Raw genomic sequence first — 3,838 nt, 5'->3', positions numbered from 1 at the left:
TGAGGAGACCTCCGATGACAGGCACGACGAGACGCCGGCTGCTGGGCGCGGCAGCCGCCGGGGCGATGCTGATCGTCACGGCAGCAGTGGGACTGACCGGCGGTACGGCTTCGGCCGGGCCGGTCACCGCCCTGGCGGCCAGCGCGGGATGCGGCCGGACGCCGACCCTGCGCGACGGGACCTACACCATCCAGAGCGGCGGGCAGAACCGCTCGTACATCCTGCGGCTGCCGGGCAACTACTCCAGCAGCCGGTCGTACCGGCTGGTCGTCGGGCTGCACTGGCTCAACGGCAGCGCCAACGACGTGGTCGGCAACGGCTTCTACGGCCTGCAGCAGCGCTCCGACAACAGCGCGATCTTCGTGGCGCCGCAGGGCCTGGACGCGGGCTGGGCCAACACCGGCGGGCGGGACGTCACCCTGGTCGACGACATCCTGCGGGTGGTCGAGAACGACCTCTGCGTGGACCCGGCGCAACGGTTCGCGCTGGGCTTCAGCTACGGCGGCGCGATGAGCTACGCGCTGGCCTGTGCGCGGCCCACCGTGTTCCGGGCGGTCGCGCCGATCGCCGGCGCCAACCTCAGCGGCTGCGCCTCGACCGGCCAGCCGGTCGCCTACTTCGGCATCCACGGCGTCCGCGACAGCGTCCTGAACATCTCGTCGGGCCGGTCGATCCGCGACACGTTCGTACGCGCCAACGGCTGCACGCCGCAGAACCCGCCGGAGCCGGCGGCGGGCAGCGGCACCCACATCACCACCGCCTACGCGGGATGCCGGGCCGGATACCCGGTCCAGTGGGCGGCGCACGACGGTGACCACGTGCCGCTGCCGACGGACCGCAACTCCTCGACGTCGTGGGTCTCCGCCGAGGTGTGGCAGTTCTTCACCCAGTTCGGCGGCACCACCCCGCCGTCGAGCCCGACGCCCGGGCCGTCCACTCCCACGCCCAGCACCCCGGCGCCGTCGACCCCGCCGCCCGGCGCCGCGGCCTGCCGGGTCACCGGCGCCGTCAACGCCTGGAACAACGGGCTGACCACGTCCCTCACCGTCACCAACACCGGCACCGTGGCCGTCAACGGCTGGACTCTCGCCTTCACCCTGCCCTCGGGCCAGACCATCACCAACGGCTGGAACGCCACCTACTCGCCCACCTCAGGGCGGGTCACGGCGACCAACGTCAGCTACAACGCGAGCCTGGCGCCCGGCGCGTCGGTCAGCTTCGGGTTCCAGGCCACCCACACCGGCAACAGCGGGGCGCCGACCGCGTACGCGCTGAACGGCTCCTCCTGCACCACCGGCTGACGAGGACCTTTCTCGGGGATCCGGACCGGCGGGGCGCGCACTCTCACGGGTGCCGCACCGTCGGTCCGGAGGGCGACCGCCGGGCCGGGAGGGGCCGAACGTCATGATCGCCAGGGCCGCCCGGCCCGCGCCGGTGGCACCGGCATCGGCAATCATGGAAGTCATGAGGCCGGTTCCGCCGCATCACCCCGCCGAGGTGCCACCCGGCTACCCGCGGGCTTTCGAGCGCGAGGTGCGGCTGTCGGACGGGCGCACGGCACTGGTTCGTCCCATCGTCCCCGAGGACCGCGAGCAACTCGCCCGGGCCATCCGCACCGCCGACCCGGACACCGTCTACCGCCGCTTCCTGGGCGCGCCGCCGCACATCACGCCGGCCCTGCTCACGCACCTGTGCACCGTCGACTACCGGAAGCGGTTCGCCCTGGTGGCCTCGGATCCGCGAACCGGCACCGGCACGGCCATCGCCCGGTACGAGGCGACGGCGGACGACACCGCCGAGGTCGCCGTCGCGGTCGACCCGGCGTGGCGCCGGGTGGGGCTGGCCTCGGCGCTCGTGGAGATGCTCGCCCAGGCCGCCCTCGACCGTGGCGTCCACACCTTCAGCGCCTACTACCTCGCCGAGAACCGGCCGGTGAGCGCGCTGCTCACCTTCGCCGGCGGCGACGGCAAGCAGACCATCAGCGAGGGCTTCGCCGACGCCGCCATCGCCCTGGACCAGGTCCGGGTCGATGCCGCCATCCGCGACCTCGACCGGGGCGGCGCGCCCGTGCCCGGCGCCGGGCGGGAGCCGACCGACGCCGGGCCGTGACATCACGGCGCCCCGGTCAGGCGGCCGGGCTGGTCCCGGCCATCATCCCGTACGCGGTGTCGACGGCGGCCGCGTTGCCGTCGCGGTAGTAGAGGAACCCGGTGTTGGCCTGGAACACGATCCGGCCGCCACGGGCCGCCGGGCTGGTGTGGGCCATCATCCCGTAGCGGGTGTCGGTGGTGGCGCCGGCGCTGGTACGGGTGAACAGGAAGCCGGTGTTGGCCTGGAACGCGATGGTCCACGACGTGCCGCTGGAGGTGATGGCCGGGCTGGTGTCGGTCATCAGGCCGAGGCGCAGATCGGTGCCCCAGTTGTTGCTGTGCACGTACAGCAGGCCGGTGTTCGCCTCGAACGCGATGACGTACGTGCCGTTGGAGAGCTTCGTGATCGACGGGCTGCTGCCGCGCATCATGCCGAGGCCGGTGTTGACCGTCGCGCCGCCGGAATCGCGATAGTAGAGGAATCCGTCGTTGGCCTGGAACGCGATGCGCCAGCTGCCGGTGTCGCCGGCGATGGCGGGACTGGTGCCGGCCATCATTCCCAGCCGCAGATCGGTGGTCTTCCCGGTGTTCATGTTCCGGGTGTACAGCAGGCTGGTGTTGGCCTGGAAGGCGATCTGTCCCCCGGAGAGCGCGGGGCTGGTGCCGGCCATCATGCCGTACCGGGTGTCGTGCACGGCGCCGCCGGCCGACAGCGTGAAGAGGAAGCCGGTGTTGGCCTGGAACGCCACCTGGCCGTTCGAGGTGGCCGGGCTGGTGCCGCGCATCATGCCGTATCCGGTGTCGCGCATCGTGCCGCCCGGGTCCCGGGTGTAGAGGAATCCGGTGTTCGCCTGGAACGTGACCAGCGAACGGGAACTGCCCGCGGCCGGCGGGTCGGGCTCGTCCGGCGTCGTGGGCCCCGGCGGGATCACGTCGAACCAGTCGTTGGAGTCGTCGTCGTCATCGACGTACCATCCGCCCGGGCTGGTGTTCTCGCCCACGCAGACCGCCCGGTCGTTGTTCTCGCCGGGCCGGGTGATGCACAGGCGGATGCCGACGTGCGCGCCGTCGATCCACCTGGTGTAGTACAGGCCGTCGTGGTCCGCCCGGTCCATCCAGCGGCCCTCGTTGTCGACGATCTCCTCGCAGTAGTGCCAGGTGAAGTTGGGGCCCAACCGACCGGGCTGCGCGAGCTCCGCGGTGGTGAACTGCACGTGACCCAGCGGGTAGGGCACCGCGACGTAGTCGTTCGTGCGGTCGATGCTGAAGTAGTCGCCCTTCTTCAGGTACGCCAGACCGCGCGCGGAAGCGTTCGACCTCGACTCCTCCAGCACCGGGCGGGTGCCGTAGATGATCTGGTTGGAGTACGGGGATCCGATGTGGCCGGGCGGATAGGGTCCCGGTCCGCCACCGTCGTGACACTGCTTGGCGTCGGCGTGCGGCTCGGCCATCGCCGGCGACCCGGCGCCCAGCACCGCGGCGGTCACCGCCAGCAGGGTGGCGGCCACCCCACTGGTCCATCTTCTCCACTGTGTACTCATCGCATGCCTCTCCCCCGTGTGAGCGGAGCCGGTTCCGGCGCCGCACCGTCGTGGGCGGAAGAGTGGCACGGCCCGCGGCGGCGGGCAACGAATGGGGCGCATCGCCGGGCCGCTGGGCCGGAAAAGGGCGCCGAACTGCGGGATCCCGCACGTCCCGGCCGGCCGGCCGGTGGTGACGCAGGGGCGGTGGCCCGCCCCTGCGCCACG

3 protein-coding genes are annotated in these 3,838 nt (G+C 72.2%); 2 read left to right on the top strand and 1 reads right to left on the bottom strand.

Annotated elements, in window-relative coordinates; genetic code table 11:
- The first annotated feature begins 14 nt into the window (after positions 1-14).
- Positions 15-1,301: a CE1 family esterase gene (locus Ani05nite_RS40640; protein ID WP_203777551.1), complete on the top strand. Its 1,287-nt coding sequence runs from the start codon at positions 15-17 to the stop codon at positions 1,299-1,301.
- 163 nt (positions 1,302-1,464) lie between these two features.
- Positions 1,465-2,109: a GNAT family N-acetyltransferase gene (locus Ani05nite_RS40635; RefSeq protein WP_203777550.1), complete on the top strand. Its 645-nt coding sequence runs from the start codon at positions 1,465-1,467 to the stop codon at positions 2,107-2,109.
- A gap of 16 nt (positions 2,110-2,125) precedes the next feature.
- Here Ani05nite_RS40635 and Ani05nite_RS40630 read toward each other — a convergent pair whose 3' ends face one another.
- The gene (locus tag Ani05nite_RS40630) at positions 2,126-3,631 is read right to left on the bottom strand and encodes a hypothetical protein (RefSeq protein WP_203777548.1); all 1,506 of its coding nucleotides are present in this window, start codon (positions 3,629-3,631) and stop codon (positions 2,126-2,128) included.
- Positions 3,632-3,838 lie beyond the last annotated feature (207 nt).

It is taken from the genome of Actinoplanes nipponensis (assembly GCF_016862275.1).
Taxonomy (GTDB): Bacteria; Actinomycetota; Actinomycetes; order Mycobacteriales; family Micromonosporaceae; genus Actinoplanes; species Actinoplanes nipponensis.
This window is presented reverse-complemented; position numbering and strand designations above follow the sequence as displayed.